Source organism: Bacillus sp. REN16 (assembly GCF_020731355.1).
Classification (GTDB): domain Bacteria; phylum Bacillota; class Bacilli; order Bacillales; family Bacillaceae_L; genus Ferdinandcohnia.
Genome location: NZ_JAJFZK010000002.1, coordinates 109,202 through 126,906, shown reverse-complemented (window position 1 = coordinate 126,906; position 17,705 = coordinate 109,202). Strand labels below are relative to the sequence as shown.

Genomic DNA, 17,705 nt, shown 5'->3' with positions numbered 1-17,705 from the left:
CAAAGGGTGTTTTTTTAGTGGTTAGGTAACTGGAAGACTTTACAAATTTCCTATTTACATCTAGATTATCCTGCTCTATAATGAAATAAATATTTCATATTTTTTTATAATGAAATATATATTTCGAAAGGGTGGTTTCGAGTGATTCCGTTCCAATCTAATAATGGGTTTATTTCTGAAAAAACAATTAGGTCTGCTAACTATTTTTTAAATGCCAAATCAGTCATTCCTGGGGGCGTTTCCGCGAACATTAAATATTTTTCACCTCATCCTATATTTATGGAAAAAGGGAATGGGAGTCGATTAGTGGATGTCGATGGAAATGAATATATCGATTATTTATTATGCTATGGGGCACTTCTTCTTGGTCACGGTCACCCCGAGGTTACTTCTGCAGTCTATAATCAATTAACATCTGCGGGCACGGCAGTTTTTGGGGCGCCACATCTTTTGGAAGCTGAAATGGCAAATAAACTAATTGATTATTTTCCGGGTATTGAAATGGTCCGCTTTACCAATTCGGGCTTAGAGGCAACATTATTAGCGATTCGATTGGCACAAGCTTATACAGGGAAAACAACTATTGCAAAATATGAGGGCCATTATCATGGAGGCTACAATGAGGTATTATTAAGTGTCAATCCAACCATCGATGAAGCTGGTGATGAGAAGAGACCAAAATCTGTACCAGAATCAAAAGGGTTATCAGCACATCACGTCGAAAATACAATTATTCTACCTTTTAACGATTTAGATTCAACAGAACATATATTACGGAAAAATAAGGACGAAATAGCAGCTGTGATTATCGAGCCAGTACAAGGTGGATTTATTCCGGCTGAAGAAAATTTTTTGGATGGGGTTCGGAAACTAACAAAGGACCTTGGGATCCTTCTAATCTTCGATGAAGTTAAGACTGGATTTCGCATAACGCTTGGGGGAGCACAATCTATTTATGGAATAAAACCGGATCTTACTGCACTGGGAAAGGTATTGGGTGGTGGTTTTCCGATTGGGGCAGTTGGTGGTCGCCAAGATATCATGGAGATTATGGACCCGTCCAAAGGCGGCGATATTTTATCAGCAGGTGGAAAGGCTTCGCTTAAAGAACAAGTTCTATTTCATAGTGGAACCTATAATGGTCATCCAATTGTATTAGCAGCGGGAATAGCAACAATTAACGTACTTGAAGGGATAAATGTGTATCCGGAATTACTGCAAAAAACGAATAACCTTCGTACTGACCTTGAAAAACTATACCACTCATATGGGGTACCGATGCAGACGGTTGGAATTGGCAGTATTTTTAATATTGTACATGCCAATCATAAAATACGAAATTATCGTGATTTAGTAAAGGCAGATATGGATTTCCGTAAAAAAATAGATTATGAGCTAATAAAGCTTGGAATTTATACAAAGCCACTTAATCGCTATTCATTGTCCATCGTGCATACTGAAGTGGATATCGAGGAAACTGTCAGAAAGCATGAAAGGGCGATTAAGATTGTGAAAGGAATCGATTAATAAGATGCAAGAAGTGTACCAAATCATCACAAATAAATTACCAGAAATGAGTAAATCCCAACGTAAAATTGCAAAGTATGTTTTAGACAATGCAGAATCAGTTCCATTTTTTACAGTAGGCCAGTTGGCGAAAATGGCAGAGGTTAGTGAAGCAACCGTTGTTCGATTTTCTACATTTCTTGGATATAGCGGGTATCCCGAATGGCAAAAAGCAATGCAGGATTCTGTAAAAAGACAGCTTACTACTGTGGAAAGACTAAAAATCTCTGATGATATTTATGATTCGGAGGATAAAGCTGTTTACGAAATGTTTCAGGAGGAAATAGTCCGAATCCAAAAAATGGCTGATCAATTTGACATAATAGCATTCCATCAGGCTGTTCAAGCTATTATCGATGCTAAAAGGATCTTTATTGTTGCGAATCGAAGTGCGGTTTCACTAGGTTTCTTTATGGAATTTTATTTAGACCTGTTATTCCAAAATACGGAATTAATAAGAAACCCAAATGGTATTTCCGAAAAGCTATTTCGAATAACAGAAGGGGATATTGTAATAGGAATTAGCTATGCGAGATATACGAAAAATACTATTGATGCAATCTCTTTTGCAAAAGAACGTGGGGCAAATGTAATTGCTATCACAGATACGATGTTTTCTCCTTTGATTCCTTATTCCAATATTACACTTTGCTCGCCGAGTGAAATGCCATCCTATATAGATTCTTTTGTCGCGCCGTTAAGTTTAGTAAATGCTTTATTAACAGCGGTTGGTCGAAAGAAGCGGAAAGAAATAGAAAAACATCTTACAGATTTGGAAGAAGTGTGGGATAGGTTTCAAATTTTCCATAAATAAACGACGAGCCTCACAGTTGCCCGTCGTTTATTTATGAATGTTATTTAATTTACTTCGATCTAGATTTTGGGGTGGTTCCTGTAACCATCTGCGTTCGACTAGCATTTTAAATCCTTTAGCGGCATATAAGAAAATCTCGCCAATTGTTTTTGAATAAAATGCAACTAAATCCGTTCTCATCGATAATGCTTGGGCATGGCCAAGCAGAGTAATATCAATTCCGTTTAAAGCATGGAATAGAGTCAAAATTAGTTTGTCGGAGAAAGGAGAAGCGGTTGAAACTGTCACCTCCATTGGGATAGACGTGGTGCCCATAAGATTCTCCTCTTTTAATAAATCATTTATAAAAGTTATTTGTTTCTCAGAAATCTCTCTTCCTTCTTTTATAAAATCTAAGATTTCTTTGTCTTGAACCACCTGTTGAAATCCCATACAAAGTACAATTGCAAAATAATTCCGTTCTATATTAAAAAACAAATCCGTAATTTCGATTACATTTAAAGGTCTTTTTTCACCAATGATCTTCGTTAAATAGCTATTCTTTTCAATATACTCATTTTTTGTAGGATAGACGACCATTGGCGGCCTGTCGTAAATTCCCTTTTCAAGCATTAGCTGTGTAGCCTCATTATATTGATTCAATGCATCTGTAAGGCAATTTGAAAAAAACGATCGAACATCTTGTCTAGCCATATTTGAAGTGGTGAAGCTAAAATTAACCATATTCATTCGAGACATTGCATAAATAAAAGTTAACCCAAATGGATCGTAAAAAAGTGGCGGGGCAGACAGGTTCAAATCCTCATCACCAAACGCATCGGGTATCGGAATCTTCTCCTCTGTAAAAATCCGTTTTATTTCTTTCATTTGTCCACTATATATTCGATAGGACTCGTCCAAAATAGGTTTAAGTTCATCATCCTTTAGATGATGAAGAAAATATTTTATTAAACAAACAGTCATACTACCCTGCAAAAAAGATGTCCATAATCCACTTATCTCAGCACTTGATAAGCGAACATTATTCTTTTCCATGAGGCCACCTCCTCAAATCTTCATATAAAGTAGTATAGGTTAAATATTGATTTCTATTCTTAACATGAAGGCAATTAACCTTTCATTGAAAGATCTAATTTTTCAAATTCCTCATTAATTAATTTTATTTCATCATAGGCTTGATCCGTCATCTTTGGATCACCTGTTGAAATCCCTTTAAGCTGCTTGTTCATAGCCTTCATATATTTTTCAATTGTGGCTTGAACCTGATTCCTTAGTTCATTCAAACTTTTATTAGTTGGCTGATCATCGAGCTCAATTAAGTTAAAAATGTACATAGCTTCTTCGTTTGCAATTTGCATTGTTTCAACGGCAGCCTCAAGTTCATCATTTTTTTTCATATCATCTATAAGCATTTCGAGTTCATTATTTAGTTGAATAAATTTTTGCACATGACTTTGTAAGCTATCTAACAAAGCCCGGTCCTTCTGTGAAAGATCCTGATCAAGAGTGATGTATAGTTCTGACGCTGTCTTCGAATTTGAAGTGCATCCTATTAAAAATGCTAGTAAAATAAACACGAAAATTAATTTTCGACTCATACTGCCCCTCCTAAAAACGTATATAAAAGGATATGTGGCTTGTCCTTGTTTTATGACATTTGACAAAAAGGGGATAGTACATTACCTTGAACTTAAGATATTTAATTTCAATCTATTTTTTAAATATGATAGGAAATACTAGAAAGATTATTTTTGTATGGAGGGAATTACAATGAAGCACATTTTCCGTGAAGGTAAAGATAAAACAAAACCAACACTTCTGTTATTGCATGGAACAGGAGGAACAGAATCTGATTTATTGCCACTGGCACCACATATTGATGAAGAGGCACCTGTATTAAGTGTTCGTGGAAATGTATCTGAAAATGGTATGCCCCGCTTTTTCCGCCGTTTAGCTGAAGGGATTTTTGATATGGAGGATCTTATTTATCGAACAAAAGAATTAAATGAATTTCTTGATGAAGCAGCAGCGAAATATTCCTTTGATCGAGATAACATCATAGCAATCGGATATTCAAATGGAGCCAATATTGCTGGTAGCTTAATGTTCCATTACAAGAATGCATTAAAAGGAGCAATCCTCCATCATCCGATGGTGCCAAGACGCGATATTGAACTACCGGAACTTACGGGCACACCAGTCTTTATCACAGCCGGTAAAAATGACCCAATCTGTCCTGCACAGGAAACAATTGACCTTCAAGATCTCTTACAAAATGCAAATGCAGACGTCGAAATCCACTGGGAAAACAATGGTCACATGTTAACAGGAACAGAAGTCGCAGCAGCTTCAGAATGGTATAAAAAACATTTCTAAATCAGGCTTTTTTGGCTAATTGCGTTTTAATTTGCTGGAAATGCGCTTTATTTTTAATAATTGCGCGATAGCAAAAGAGAAATGCGCATTAGTTTTGAGGAATTGCGCTTTATTTTAAATTTATGCGCGATAACAAAATATGAACAGATTTTTAACCCAAGAAAGTGGATATTTCCAACAATCTTGGGCTTTTTGCGTCGAAAAAAATTCACTCTTCTCGATAAGAATAAACACTACCTTTTGTTTTTCCTTCGTGTGTTAAATTCCAGGAATTTAATATATTTCTAGCTGAATGCCTGGATGGAAGAAGTAAAAAATCTCGTAGTTTTTGATTGGTGATTTGGTTTCCTGTTAGAAGAAAATAATGTGAAACGGAGTCATGGTACGCATCAAATGAGGAATATCCGCACTTAAGACATTTCCACTTACGAGGCGTTCTTGCCATAGGTAATGCTTCACATATAGGACAGTGTACTCCCTTTAAAAGTTCACAAACTTTAATCCCAAACCGATCCAGAATATTTCCATCAAATGGTGTATTTAAGCGTAGCAACAATTTGGTCAATTTTTGAATATGTTTACTCTCAAGGGTTTCTTTTCTGTAGATTTTCTCAAATTGTTCTATTTTCGAAAGAAGACTGGCACTGTGGATTATTTTATGTGCATGTGGATGATTTAGTGATGAAGTAAGGGTGGTAGAAAGATTTGTGAATACAACCAATGATTCAATTGGTATCGTTGGTATTTTATAAAATTGTAACAGTCTTTTAATTTGTAGTTGATGGCGGTGTAATTGAGTAAGAGGACAAGCATACGTATTTTTTATATTGTCATAGGTCTGATGCATTTGGCTAAATTGATAATCAAAATATATCTCACCTTTATGATTTTTTGCATCAAGGTCCAGAATTAGGGATTTTGAGATAAGAAGGTTATCTATTTCGAAGTGGGTATTCGTTGAATTATCAAGAAGACGAAGTCCTTTTAAAATCCGGTATTTTTTTTCGGGAAGAAACTTTAGATAATAGTCTAACGATCTTTCCCCCTTATATCCACTCATCCTTTTCCGAAAATCTTCCTCAACAAGATCATATTTTGGATGTGACTTTGATAGACGTATACGCAAGGCTTTGATTTGTTCAATTTGTTTCGGCAATTTTCTTTCTTTTGTCATTTTGTTAGCTCCTTCGGATTTAATAGGTTATTTATTCAATAAAAAACATCAAAATCCTGCAAGATTCGAGAAAAAATTTATATGTTTATATGGTCAATCCATGGGATTGCGTTTTAAATTGGTGTAAATGCGCTTTATTTCGAGTAATTGCGCTTTAATCTGGATAATTGCGCGATAGCAGCAAACAACAGCATTCAGTATTCGAACCAGGTATTTATGGAGAATAATTTTCCAATTATGGAGGAATATATTAAAAAATGTCTCTTTTGAAGAAAGAGGTAACGCAATGTCGTGGTCCACTATTAAGAGGAGTCCGAAACGAAGGTCAAATAAAACAATTGAGGCATCAGTACAAAAAGAAAATAGTATTCCACATCAATTGGTAGAAGAACTTCAAAATGATCAACTAGGAGAAAACCTCGATAAAACACTGGAATCACTGAAAAATCTTTTAGGGAAAAATGTCGATTACTTTTGTCGGCAATTTCAAATGTACGGTAAATTTCGGGCAGCAATTGTATATTTTTCAAGCATCGTTGATACAGACGTCATTAATAATGAAATTATGAAACCATTCATGTATGTCCCGATTCATACGGAACTAGAAAAACTTACGAAACAAAATGTGGTCGAATTCATCATAAACGAGGCCATGTTTCATAATGATACAACCATTGAATCGGATCTGGCAAAAATCATAAGTGCTTTATTAGGTGGAGAAGCCATTATTCTTATTGATGGTGTCGGCTCTGGCATTCAATTTACTGTGAAAAAAATCGAAAAGCGTTCGATTACCCAACCTGAAACAGAACAGGTCATTTTGGGACCGCGGGAAGGGTATATCGAATCGCTGCAGACAAATGTGTCGTTATTACGGAATCGATTAAAGACGGCTGATTTCCGTGTTGAAACAATGGAAATTGGTCGTATATCAAAATCGACGACAGCCATTTGTTATCTTGAAGGGATTGCAACTACTGAGTTAGTGGAAGAGGTGAAGAATCGATTAGGAAAAATTGATATTGATGCGATTCTTGATGCTGGGTATATTGAACAATTCATTGAGGATAACCATATGTCCCCTTTTCCGCAGATCCAAAGTACAGAACGACCTGATAAGACGGTTGGTAATATTTTAGAAGGCAGGGTTGCAATTCTAGTTGATGGATCACCATTCGCACTAATTGTTCCGGTTGTATTTAATCAATTCTATCAAACCTTGGAGGACTACTCTTCCAGATTTCTAATGGGTAGCTTTGTCCGTCTTGCACGAATGGTTGCTTTAGTTTTTTCATTAATTTTTCCATCACTCTATGTATCCTTTATCTCGTTTAACCCTGAGTTGCTTCCAACCGAATTTGCTGTGGCAGTGGCGGGGGGAAGAGCAGGAGTTCCCTTTCCAGCTGTTATTGAGGTATTGGTCATGGAAGTGGCAATGGAGATATTGCGTGAAGCGACAGTCCGATTACCTAAGCAGGTAGGAGGAGCTCTTTCCATTGTAGGAGTTCTTGTCATTGGGCAAGCAGCGGTTGAGGCCGGGATTGCAAGTCCAATTACAGTTGTGGTGATAGCAATGACTACAATCGGTTCCTTTGCAACACCTGCATATGATGCAGCATTTGCGCTTCGGATGCTAAGATTTCCAATTGTAATAATGGCAGTTTTTTTTGGACTTTATGGAGTGGTAATTGGGGTTATCTTTATTGTTAATCATATGCTTTCTTTAAAATCTTTTGGAGTCCCTTATATGAGTCCAGTTACGCCGGGTAATTTTCAAGGGTTAAAGGATGTTGTCATTCGATCCCCTTTTTGGTGGATGCCGAAACGGCCTGCCATGTTTCATCCACAAAACTCCGATCGCTTAGGTAAGGTGAAGGAAGTTACAAAGGCGCCGAAAAACACATTGGATCCAGTCAAGGTTGGGAATGAAAAATGGGAGGAGGAACGTCCTAGTGGAGTATCCAAAAGAGATAACAGTGATTCAAGCAACGACAATTTTAATTAGCACAATTATCGGAGTGGGCTTATTAGCCCTGCCACTTTTTGCAGTTCGGACTGCCGATACAGGTGCTCCTTTTGTAACTTTATCGGGTATCGCCATCGCTTCAATCGGACTTGGATTAATTACATTTTTAGGAATGCGTCATCCACAGAAATCGATCATTTTATATGGTGAAGATATTTTAGGAAAATGGCTAGGGAAGGTCCCAAACATAGTCATCATTCTCTTCTTTGCCGTTTTAACAGGATTAACATCACGTGAATTTGGAGCAGTTGTTATTACTGCCATCCTTAAGCAAACCCCGTTAGAGGTAACTGTTATTATCATGCTGATACTAGCTGCACTTTCTACAAGAAATGAGATGAATGTGTTTGCCTATATACATAATTTTTATTTGCCGATAGTTTTAGCGCCCGCATTGATTGTAGTTGCTTTATCCTTAAAAAACGCAAATACCTTATATTTATTTCCGATCCTTGGAAATGAACCGGGAAACTATTTAGTTGGCGCTTTTACCATTGCGGCATTATTCCAGGGTTCTTTTATTATTACAATGATTATTCCATTCATGCGCCATCCGCAAAAAGCGATAAATGCGAGTATATGGGGAATGGTTATAGCCGGCGGGTTATACCTTTTAATTGTCATCGCAACTGTTGCCGTATTTGGTCCAGGTGAAATTCTGAATCTGCTATGGCCAACGCTTGAACTAGCGCGTACGACTTCAATTCCTGGAAATATCCTTCAGCGATTAGATGTTGTATTTTTATCAGTCTGGGTAATTGCTGTATTTACTACACTGTTATCTAGTTATATGTTTACTGTTCACTCCATAAGTCAAATGGTTGGATTACGCGATCATAAGATGCTTTCTTTCTTTATATTGCCAATCGTCTTTGTTATCGCCATGATTCCGCAAAATATCTTGCAATTATACGATGTGATCCAAATTTTCGGAAGACTAGGCCTGATCATTACAATTGGTTATCCGGCCCTTTTAATTTGTGTCGACCTAATAAAGAAAAAGGTGAAAAAAAGTGGTAGTGTCAAAGCATAGGTGGATGACATGGATAAAAGCCTTACTTATCGTTTTAGCACCTGGGCTATTCTTAACTGGATGCTGGGATAGCGATGATATTGAACATCGAGCCGTAGTTTTGGGTATATCCATTGATAAGGCGAATGATTCAGAGGAAGAAGAACATGAACAAATAACGGGTTTAGGCAACCAATTTCCAAAGCCCAAAGAAGGATTAATTAAACTAAGTGCTCAAATTGCAGTTCCAGGAAGAATTCCATTAGGACCTCAAACCGGCGGTGCCGGGGCTGATCAAGAACCAACTTGGTTTGTTAGTGTTGTTGGGCATACCATTGACGACGCGATTGCGGTGTTACAGCAGGAAATTGCTGATCGACTTTTCTTCGGTCATCTTCGGGTAATTGTGATTAGTGAGGAAGTTGCGAAGGACGGGGTAACAAGATTTAATGATTATTTACGAAGAAACCCTGAAATCAGAAGAACCGCTTGGATGGTGGTTTCAAAGGGAGAAGCTATGCATTTTTTGAAGGTTATCCCTAAGCTTGAGCGTGTACCGACATTATATTTATCGGCAATGGTCGAAAATGCAGTTGGGTTGGGAAAGTTTCCGGAGGATTTTATCGGATTGTTTTGGACAAAGCAGCAAAGCAAAGGGCAGGATACATTCCTCCCATATCTTGAAACAAAAAAAGAGGAAAATTATCAAATAGCGGGTTTATCCTATTTTCAGGATGACAAAATGATCGGAACAATCAAGCCTGTTGAAATCGGCTTATTCATGGCCGTAATGGGGGTAAAAAAAGGCGGGTATGAAGTGTTTGTTGATGTACCAGGAACTGACTCGAAAGTAATTGTAAGGGCAGACAGGCGAATGTCATCCATTAAAACCACAATTCGAAATGGAAAACCTCATGTGTTCATAAAAATTCACTACGAAGGTTTAATTGATGAAGGTGGTAATGATGTAAATCTAGATAATCCGGATATTGTCAATATAATCGCAGATGAAGCTTCACGAGGGGTAGTAGAAGGAACAACGAACTTAATTAAAAAATTACAAGCTAAGGAATCCGATATTTTTGGCTTTGGAGAATATGTTCGAGCAAAACAACCTGATTATTGGAATAGCCAGATTCAAACAAAAGAGAAATGGCGTGAGGTTTACAAGGATATGACATTTGAAATTCAATGTAAATCAAAAATTCGAAGAGTAGGCACAAAGGCTAAATAACTTTATGAATCAAAGGAGAGCCGAAATGATCTTTATCGGATATTTAAATTACGTAGTCATCCTTGGTATAACGACCGGGATTCTGATTCTCATTTTTGATGTAAAGACTTATAAAAAATCAGATATGAAGAAAGAACAAAAAGTTAGTAAGATTTTAGGATGGTTTAATATAGGAGCAGGGATTTTTATTTTTATGGCAAATTGGGTTTATCAGACGATTTTTTGGTGAGCCAGATAGTAGTGGCCAAGGCTCAGCCTTGGCCAAACTGCCTATTTCTTTTTCTTCTTTTGAACGTTTTGTTTTTCTGCTTCTACCTCTGTATAGGAAGCAAACTCAACGAGTTCTTCACTGATTCTGTTTCCTTTTTTCACATTATTATTGCGCTGTGCATTTGCATTTCCACGTTTAATTCTACCCAATTTCTTCATCTCCATTCTTAGTACTTCATTCGTAGTATTAGATGTAACCGAACTTTTATGCGAAGACTATAAATAGGAAAATTAGCCAATAACCACGATGACCACTAAGTTTTTTGTTGTTCATTTCAAAGCATCCATTATATAATTCAAGTAGTAGGAAGAGGTGATTTGAATGAAACGAATCGACTTTTGGGGTCGTGATGAATATGATGAAAGACTGCTAGAAGAAGTACTGCGTGGTGTGAAGACTGTTACCTGTACTCCAAAGGTTTGGTATGATTTATTGCCAAGCGAGGAAAAAAGTGAAGCTGGCGATATCATTCAGGTATTTACTAAGCGTAATGAGTATAAAGCAAACATCCAAATTACCGATTTTTATGAAATTCGATTTGGTGAAATTCAAGGTGAAGTGGGAGAACGAATAGCAAATGGTGAGAATTCGACTTTAGATGAATTTATCGAGGATCATATTTTTAGCTGGGAGAAGCCTTTGTATAATGACGGGTTTGAGCTAAATGAAGATACTATTATTGTAGTGGAGCATTTCAAGGTTACAGACATTTTTACAGATGTTAACATAGATTTGCACCTGGTTCCAATAACGGAAGCGGAAGGATACAAGGTTAGAAATTGGACCGAGTTTGAGTTGTTTGAACAGGCAACCGATTATTTTTATGCCGTTTATAAAGAGAAGGATTTTGTGGCATTTGTTCGGTTTCGTCAAAGTGAGGCAAACACCTTCATGTTTTATAAAGTGAACCCCGACTATGAGGGAAAGATAGATGAAAAAGAACTCATGAAAAAAGCGGAAAAATATGCGAAAGAAGCCTTTTTGGCAACAAATATCATCCACGAATGGAGTTCCGTATACACCTATCATAAATAAGGAACAAGCAGACGTTTGGCAAAACAACGCCAACGTCTTTTTTCTGTCTAGCTCCAGGTGCCATCGGCTCGAGGTCACAAGTCAATCGCTTCTGAAAGGCAAACATCGCCTTCTGTCAGCGCTTGTCTTGTGCTTGTCGCCGATGTACGGGCACCTTGCGCTTTTCTTTTTGTCAGTCACAAAACTGATTTGACATACGAATATCTGTAATTGTAAAATCGTGGGACGAGGGGGACAGGTGTCTTGTCCCGCTTAACATATAAAATATGGATGGGACAAGGGAGCGGGTCCCTGTGTGCCAAAGGGAGAAGTGAAATGAAGCAGCTTTGTTTAGGTTTGATTCTAGTATTTCTGATGACTTCACTTGCACCTTTTAAAGCTTTTGCAGAGAGTGCTAAAACAAACGGAGCACCTGCGATTAAGAGTGAAGCAGTCATTTTATTAGATGCGAATACTGGTTCCGTTCTATATGAGAAAAATAGTCATACACAATTGTATCCGGCAAGTTTAACGAAAATGGCAACTGCTATATATGCGATAGAAAATGGAAATTTAGATGATGTCGTTTCGGTAAGTGCAAAAGCCTATGAAACGGAAGGTACACGTGTTTACCTGGAAGAGGGGGAACAGGTCACGTTAAAACATTTGATTCAAGGCTTATTGATTAATTCAGGAAACGATGCCGGGGTTGCGATTGCGGAGCATCTGAATGGGAATACCCGGTCATTTGCAAAATCGCTTAATCAATATTTAAAAGAAAAAATTGGTGTGGAACAAACTCATTTTACAAATCCACATGGACTCTTTGATGAAAACCACTACACAACCGCAAATGATCTTGCGTTAATAACGAAATATGCGTTAAAGAATCCTATTTTCCGTGAGATTTTTGGAACGAAGGAATTGGCATGGGATGGGGAATCATGGGATACAACCCTTTTTAGCCACCATCTGTTGCTAAGGGGTGAAATCCCATATGAAGGGATTACTGGCGGGAAGACCGGTTTTGTTCAAGAATCGCGTTACACCCTTTCAACCTCTGCTGAACAAGGGGAGTTGTCTTTGATTGCCATTGTTTTAAAAGCAGATCGCAATGAATATGCATATGAGGATACAGTTGCCCTATTAGACTATGGCTTTGACAATTTTGAGGTGGCAGAGGTAGCCACAAACGAGAAGTTTTTCGGTGAACAGAATGAAAGCTATCATTTGAACAAACCACTTAAATACACACTTAAGAAAAATGAATCGGTTCAGGTGACAATGAATGACCAAGGAGTTCTTCGAGTACTTGGAGATGATGGTCGAAAGCTTGCGTCGACTCAGCTCAAAATGGATATTCCGAAGGAACTAGAGGGAACACGTGCTGAAATAAATCCGGTTGACCTTGCTAAAAAGAATCATATACCAGCAATTCTTATGTTCGTATTTTTGGGTGTAGGCATTGTCTACCTTCAAAAAACAATAAAAAACATGAAAAAAAGCACTTGATCAAAGTGCTTTTTTGTGTGGAAACACAATATATTTCTGTCCGAGATAGTTCATAATTGTATAAAGGACAGTCCCAAGTAAAACGGCAAACCCATTTGTGTATTCCGTCAAAACCCAATCTGCTGCCATTTTACTTATAGAAAAAGCAAGAAAATAACTGCCTAAAATCACTACAACAAACAAAGGAATACTTCTCCCTGCTGAGACCTTACTACTAAAGGTAAACTGTCTATTCAACACATAACTGACAGTCGCACCGATCGCATTACCAAGAAAAGTCGATAGCCAATAGGAGAGACCGACCGCATGCAGCAGCAAAAATATACTTGAAAGTCCAACAAGTGTGTTCACTAATCCTATAAGTAAAAACCGGAAAAATGTGTCAGTTGGTTTCGGAAAGTGGGCTGTAATCAATCGAAAGTTCACCCTCTTCCTGGGCAAAAGGCTGTTCCCCCGGAACCGCAAGATTAAAGGTATCAATATCGACAACATACTTTGGCCGTCGCTTCGTCTCTTTATAAATCTTCCCGATATACTCACCGATAAACCCCAATGCAATCAATTGCAGCCCACCAATTAACCAAATTGATGTAATCATTGAAGTCCAACCTGTTTGCGTTTGTCCACTAAATTTTAAGTATAAAAAGTATCCTCCAAATAGTAGGCTAACAAGAAAGGAGAGTAACCCGATCAAAGAAATGAAGCGAATCGGTGTCACACTAAAGGATGTAATTCCATCAAGGGCAAACGAAAGCATTTTCCGTAATGGGTATTTAGTCTCTCCGGCCATACGTTCCTTACGATCATAAAATACAGGTGCCGACTGAAAACCTACAAGCGGAACAACCCCGCGTAAAAAGAGATTGCTCTCATCAAATTGTTCCAGTGCTTCAACTGCCCGTTTACTCATTAACCGGTAATCAGCATGATTATAAACGAGGTTCACACCCATGAACTGCATCAATTTATAAAAGCCTTGTGCGGTATGTTTTTTAAAAAGGGTATCAGTGTTTCGTTCTTTTCGGACACCATATACGACATCATATCCTTCAGAATGACGATTCAGAAATTCGCGAATGACCGAAATATCATCCTGCAAATCTGCATCGATTGTTACAAGACAATCAGAACCGCGTTTTGCCGCAAATAGTCCAGCTAGTAATGCGTTTTGATGGCCTACATTTCGCGCAAGCTTTAGCCCTTTAATCTTATGATCTTCAAGTCCTCTCTTATAAATAATGGACCAAGTTTGATCCTTGCTGCCATCATCTACAAACAAGAGTCTGCTTTTTTCGGAAACGAGATTGTCTGTTATTAGCTCATCTAAAAGGGTTCGAAGCTGCTTCAACGTTTCCGGAAGCACTTCTTCTTCATTGTAGCAAGGGACGACGATGGTTAGTGTTGGTGCATTCATGTTGAATCCCCCCAGACATTTTATTGGGAAAGTGATACTCGATATAAGTAAATCTTCCATGCCGATTCTGGTGAATCGAAGGTTTGCTCGAGTTCGAGATTATTTTTCGCTGCATTTTTGATAGGTAAGGATGATAAAATATAGCGTCCACCCATATCGTAAAAAGCTTGTGTATTCAGTTCCATTTTTTTAATTTGTTTTTTTGAGGTCTTTTTGAACATATAGTGTTTGCCAAGCTCATCTAAAAAGATGTAACAGCGGCCACCCCATTCATCGAAGTATCGTCGTAGTTTTTTATCCTTCCTCAATTCCTTCGCGATAATTTCACGAAACTGATACTTATAGGTAAGGGGATAAAAATTATTGTAGGTGTCAAGAGTGTAAAATCCGTTAAATTGTGCGATAGCAGGATGGAGGCCAATACTAGCAACACGGTACTCCTCTTGTGGCAATCCGATATAGGTTTCGATATCTTTAAACTGTTTTTCGGCAAAAAACTGCTGAAAGGATGGCTTCGTTTTATAGATGATTTCTTCATTAAACGAGGCAACAACCATTAATTGTGCAGCCAGGAACAATATACTAAATCGCTTCCAGCCTCTCCTGTACTCCCATAAGATTTTTAAGGAAATAGCAAATAACACATATAACACCATTGGCCTAAGAAAATGGTACCTTGCAAAATTAAACGTATTTAAAAAATGAAACCGTTCTGTTATAGGTAACCAGCCTTTATAAAACCAAAAAGCATACCAAATCGACAAAACGGCATTTAGAATATGTAGAAAGAGAAAGGCCTTCTCTTGTTTCCACTTTTTCTTTACAATTACAATATTAAGGGCTAGTAAGCTGACAGGCAAAATAATTAAGCCATGAACACTCATTACATGGGTGTGACCCATTACATAATTTTTTAATGTAAGTCGTAAGGCACGCAGGAATGATAAGCGAGCATGAAAATATTCATCACGACTATTTGGTTCATCCATAAACAGAAAGGAGTACACAAGTCGGTATTCAACCACCATAAAAATCAAGGTGAAATAAAGAAGTGCCCATAAAAAGCGAAGATTCCAGCCCTTTCCGCGTACACAATCAACGAACCAAAAGATCCCCATCGCGCTTATAAAAAAGAAAAAACCAAGAACGATACTTGAATAGAGTGGAAGTAAGGTCAGTGTTAACCAGTTCAGCCATGACTTCTCACCCGCGCGGATATTCAGCAGTGCCCATAGTGCCAACGGCATTCCAAGCGTACTCAGCATTCCTGAGGGCCAAAAAGGTGTCAGTGCAAAAGCTAATGAAACTCCGACACGAATCCAAGACCATTCATTATGCGGAAGAAAATGTTTTTTTAATAACAAGTACATTCCGAGAAACGCGAAGATCCGTGTGATCAATTGGCTTAATCCATAAGCGACCATTGGTGGAAAAAAGATATGCAGCCAAACAATCCCACTAAATTCCGTACCAAAGGCACCCCTTCCGAGATGTCCATTTATAATTTGAGGGATGGTTGCATCAACCGCTCCAAGTATTTGATTGCTTTGGGCTAAAACTCTATACCAGGCAAGATTCGAATCCAAATTGTCGTGCACTCGTAAATGAGCATTCTCTCCAAGAATAAAATAAGGAGAAACAAAAAGGACGATAAGTAAAAATGCGATGATAATGAGACGATATTCGCTTCGTTGTAGAGTTCCAGTATTAGCCAATTTCCTTCCTCCTATCAACGAAATCTACATTTTTGCCAATTTCATTTTTATCCTTTCCAGATTCAAATGGAATATGAATTGGAAAATAAAAAAGTGGGAGCTGCCCACTTTTTTACTTAGAAGCCGTTCCTTGCTTTGCTTGATTTAATGCCTGGACAATATCAATAAGTCCTTCCCCAAAATAAATATCCTTCCCTGTTTTCCCAAGGTCCAAACTCGTTCGTTTGATTATATCCATAATGTCTTTATTTGAAAGGTTTGGGTTGATAGAGCGCATTAAACCGGCAAGAGCGGCAACATGTGGTGCTGCCATCGACGTCCCTGATAAAGCAGCATATTGTTCATCAATATAAGTGCTTGGTATCGTCACACCTGGTGCTGATACATCGATATAATCTCCATAATTCGAAAAATCGGCTTTGTCCCCGTTTAAATCAACTGCGGCCACACTTAATACTTGTGGATATGCAGATGGAAAACTTGGCTGGCTTGAATTATCATTTCCTGATGCTGCAACCATTACAACATCATGTCTGTATGCATAATCAACTGCTTGTTTTAACATCTTTGATCCTTGGTAATTACCAAGACTAAGATTGATGACATCTGCCCCATGATCGGTTGCCCAAATGATTCCACGCGCAATGTCAAAGGTGGATCCATAACCATCAGAGCCCATTACTTTAACAGGCATAATTGGGTTAAACCATGTGATACCTGCCGTTCCTTCGTAATTGTTTGTTTGGGAAGCAATAATCCCGGCGACATGTGTACCATGCCCATTGTCATCATCAGGAACATTATTGTCTTTAAGAATGTTATAGCCATCTGTAATTCGGTTAACGAGGTCAGGATGATCAAGGTCCACCCCAGTATCAACGATTGCGATTTTTACCTTGTCTGAACCTTGAGTAATTCCCCAGCCATTTTCCGAATCAATCATCCTCAAATTCCATTGAAAATCATTATATAAGAGGTCATTTGGGTGTTGTTGGTTTTGCATTAACAGATAATTTGGCTCGGCAAATTCCACATTTTTGTTTTTTTCGAAATACGAAATCATTTCAGGTGTTTTTAAGTTGTCTGATTCAAAAATATAGGAGGAATCAAGCTTCCGTAGGAGCTTTCCTTCGATATCTTTTTCTATTTGTTTAATTTCAGCTTGTGTTAAATGGTTTTTAAAATCTACAATGACCTGGTGATGATGATAATGGCTTTTGTCTTTGCCGTTATGATCAATCACATCAATTTCTTCATGTTTGTCTAATTTTTTTTGAACATTATTATATAGTTTAATCGAGTCCACATTCATAATTTGAGGAGACGTATCAATCGATTCATTTCCTATTTGTAAGGGACTGTTTGGAGAAGAAAACGATTTTGGACTTGCCTTATCCTCATTCGTAAAGAAAGATAAAGAAACGAAAAGCGTTATTCCAATTGTAATGACCAACGCCAGAATAGCAGCTCTTTTTTTATTCCACATCCATATCACCTCAACATACACTTTTTCTTTAGTATCTTGCCCGCAGCCTTCTTTCATGCTTTAATTTCATTCCAATAATTTCTTGGTAAGT

The 17,705-nt window shown here is 37.8% G+C and carries 17 protein-coding genes; 9 read left to right on the top strand and 8 right to left on the bottom strand.

From position 1 onward, the window contains the following. Positions 1-141: 141 nt before the first annotated feature. Entirely contained in the window at positions 142-1,527 is a 1,386-nt protein-coding gene (locus LKW28_RS02635) for an aspartate aminotransferase family protein (RefSeq protein ID WP_229138781.1), read from the top strand. A gap of 4 nt (positions 1,528-1,531) precedes the next feature. Next, a complete protein-coding gene (locus LKW28_RS02630) occupies positions 1,532-2,380 on the top strand; it encodes a MurR/RpiR family transcriptional regulator (RefSeq protein WP_229138780.1) in 849 nt (282 codons plus the stop codon). 27 nt (positions 2,381-2,407) lie between these two features. Here LKW28_RS02630 and LKW28_RS02625 read toward each other — a convergent pair whose 3' ends face one another. Beyond that, on the bottom strand, positions 2,408-3,415 hold the full coding sequence (locus tag LKW28_RS02625) for a DUF3231 family protein (protein ID WP_229138779.1): 1,008 nt from the start codon (positions 3,413-3,415) through the stop codon (positions 2,408-2,410). A 74-nt stretch (positions 3,416-3,489) separates the two neighbouring features. Beyond that, a complete protein-coding gene (locus tag LKW28_RS02620) occupies positions 3,490-3,978 on the bottom strand; it encodes a hypothetical protein (RefSeq protein WP_229138778.1) in 489 nt (162 codons plus the stop codon). A 172-nt stretch (positions 3,979-4,150) separates the two neighbouring features. Between LKW28_RS02620 and LKW28_RS02615 the strand changes: the two genes are divergently transcribed. Beyond that, positions 4,151-4,756, top strand: a complete 606-nt coding sequence (locus tag LKW28_RS02615; protein WP_229138777.1) for an alpha/beta hydrolase — start codon at positions 4,151-4,153, stop codon at positions 4,754-4,756. A 208-nt stretch (positions 4,757-4,964) separates the two neighbouring features. Here the strand turns inward: LKW28_RS02615 and LKW28_RS02610 are convergent, their stop codons facing one another. After that, positions 4,965-5,930, bottom strand: a complete 966-nt coding sequence (locus LKW28_RS02610; RefSeq protein WP_229138776.1) for a nuclease-related domain-containing protein — start codon at positions 5,928-5,930, stop codon at positions 4,965-4,967. 286 nt (positions 5,931-6,216) lie between these two features. Between LKW28_RS02610 and LKW28_RS02605 the strand changes: the two genes are divergently transcribed. Genes LKW28_RS02605 through LKW28_RS02590 form a run of 4 tightly spaced genes read left to right on the top strand, consistent with a single transcriptional unit; the run spans position 6,217 to position 10,431 of the window. Then, the gene (locus LKW28_RS02605) at positions 6,217-7,935 is read left to right on the top strand and encodes a spore germination protein (protein ID WP_229138775.1); all 1,719 of its coding nucleotides are present in this window, start codon (positions 6,217-6,219) and stop codon (positions 7,933-7,935) included. Further along, positions 7,883-8,989, top strand: a complete 1,107-nt coding sequence (locus tag LKW28_RS02600) for a GerAB/ArcD/ProY family transporter (RefSeq protein ID WP_229138774.1) — start codon at positions 7,883-7,885, stop codon at positions 8,987-8,989. Before LKW28_RS02605 ends, LKW28_RS02600 begins: the two co-directional genes overlap by 53 nt. A gap of 4 nt (positions 8,990-8,993) precedes the next feature. Then, positions 8,994-10,202: a Ger(x)C family spore germination protein gene (locus LKW28_RS02595; protein ID WP_229138773.1), complete on the top strand. Its 1,209-nt coding sequence runs from the start codon at positions 8,994-8,996 to the stop codon at positions 10,200-10,202. Positions 10,203-10,227: 25 nt separating this feature from the next. Then, positions 10,228-10,431, top strand: coding sequence for a CLC_0170 family protein (locus tag LKW28_RS02590; protein WP_229138772.1), 204 nt, complete (start codon positions 10,228-10,230; stop codon positions 10,429-10,431). A gap of 41 nt (positions 10,432-10,472) precedes the next feature. On the opposite strand, the gene LKW28_RS02585 is transcribed toward LKW28_RS02590, so the two are convergent. Then, on the bottom strand, positions 10,473-10,622 hold the full coding sequence (locus tag LKW28_RS02585) for a hypothetical protein (RefSeq protein WP_229138771.1): 150 nt from the start codon (positions 10,620-10,622) through the stop codon (positions 10,473-10,475). A 172-nt stretch (positions 10,623-10,794) separates the two neighbouring features. Here LKW28_RS02585 and LKW28_RS02580 point away from each other — a divergent pair, with 172 nt between their 5' ends. Together LKW28_RS02580 and LKW28_RS02575 are read left to right on the top strand one after the other, a co-directional pair. After that, positions 10,795-11,508 (top strand): ASCH domain-containing protein, encoded by a 714-nt coding sequence (locus LKW28_RS02580; RefSeq protein ID WP_229138770.1) that lies wholly within the window; start codon positions 10,795-10,797, stop codon positions 11,506-11,508. Between the two features lie 315 nt (positions 11,509-11,823). Beyond that, positions 11,824-12,999 (top strand): D-alanyl-D-alanine carboxypeptidase family protein, encoded by a 1,176-nt coding sequence (locus LKW28_RS02575; protein ID WP_229138769.1) that lies wholly within the window; start codon positions 11,824-11,826, stop codon positions 12,997-12,999. On the opposite strand, the gene LKW28_RS02570 is transcribed toward LKW28_RS02575, so the two are convergent. From LKW28_RS02570 to LKW28_RS02555, 4 genes are all read right to left on the bottom strand, one after another. Then, positions 13,000-13,413, bottom strand: a complete 414-nt coding sequence (locus LKW28_RS02570) for a GtrA family protein (RefSeq protein ID WP_229138768.1) — start codon at positions 13,411-13,413, stop codon at positions 13,000-13,002. Beyond that, positions 13,382-14,413: a glycosyltransferase family 2 protein gene (locus LKW28_RS02565; protein WP_229138767.1), complete on the bottom strand. Its 1,032-nt coding sequence runs from the start codon at positions 14,411-14,413 to the stop codon at positions 13,382-13,384. The genes LKW28_RS02570 and LKW28_RS02565 overlap by 32 nt, the downstream gene beginning before the upstream one ends. Positions 14,414-14,433: 20 nt before the next feature. Beyond that, positions 14,434-16,128, bottom strand: a complete 1,695-nt coding sequence (locus LKW28_RS02560) for a DUF6044 family protein (protein WP_229138766.1) — start codon at positions 16,126-16,128, stop codon at positions 14,434-14,436. 112 nt (positions 16,129-16,240) lie between these two features. Then, the gene (locus LKW28_RS02555; RefSeq protein WP_229138765.1) at positions 16,241-17,614 is read right to left on the bottom strand and encodes a S8 family peptidase; all 1,374 of its coding nucleotides are present in this window, start codon (positions 17,612-17,614) and stop codon (positions 16,241-16,243) included. Positions 17,615-17,705: the final 91 nt, after the last annotated feature.